Origin of the sequence: Mesorhizobium sp. M7A.F.Ca.US.006.04.2.1 (genome assembly GCF_004022915.1) — a bacterium.
GTDB classification, from domain to species: domain Bacteria; phylum Pseudomonadota; class Alphaproteobacteria; order Rhizobiales; family Rhizobiaceae; genus Mesorhizobium; species Mesorhizobium ciceri.
Genome location: NZ_RZQA01001606.1, coordinates 1 through 519, shown reverse-complemented (window position 1 = coordinate 519; position 519 = coordinate 1). Strand labels below are relative to the sequence as shown.

The following is a 519-nucleotide window of genomic DNA, read 5'->3' as shown; positions in this document are numbered from 1 at the left end:
ACACTGAGCGGCAGCTTCGCGATAGGAATTTTTTCTTGACTCGGTGACCTCAGCTATGGTAGATTTTTGCCCATGGTGCTGATTTGCGCCAATGACCCGCCGCACTGGCGGGTTTTTTGTTTGATGCGCCGTCAGCCAACGCCCGGCGAAAGCTCCGAAGGAACCCGTCGACCCGAGTTCGTTGCACCATCTGCGAGCGGGCCGTCAGCCGCGACCTGCGCTCCTGAGAGCAGTTCAGAGTTGCCTGGACGCCCAGAAGTCGAGGCGGCTGTCGCGCAACTCGCAAATCGACTTCAGCCGTTCTTTTTCGACGAAACGGGCCATTCCGGAAAGAATACGGCCTGGCAGCGAAGGCCCGGCATAGATCATGCCGGTGTAGAGCTGCACCAGATCGGCACCCGCACGGACCTTGTCCAGCGCCGTATCGGCGGAATCGACGCCGCCGACGCCGACGATGGCAAGCTCCGGCCCGAGCAGTTTGCGCATCTTCGCCAGCACGATGGTCGAACGCTCGAACAG

At 60.9% G+C, this 519-nt stretch carries 1 pseudogene; it reads right to left on the bottom strand.

What is annotated here, in order from left to right:
- Window positions 1–234: 234 nt before the first annotated feature.
- Window positions 235–519: pseudogene (locus EN925_RS39000) on the bottom strand (dihydroorotate dehydrogenase (quinone)); the annotation flags it as partial.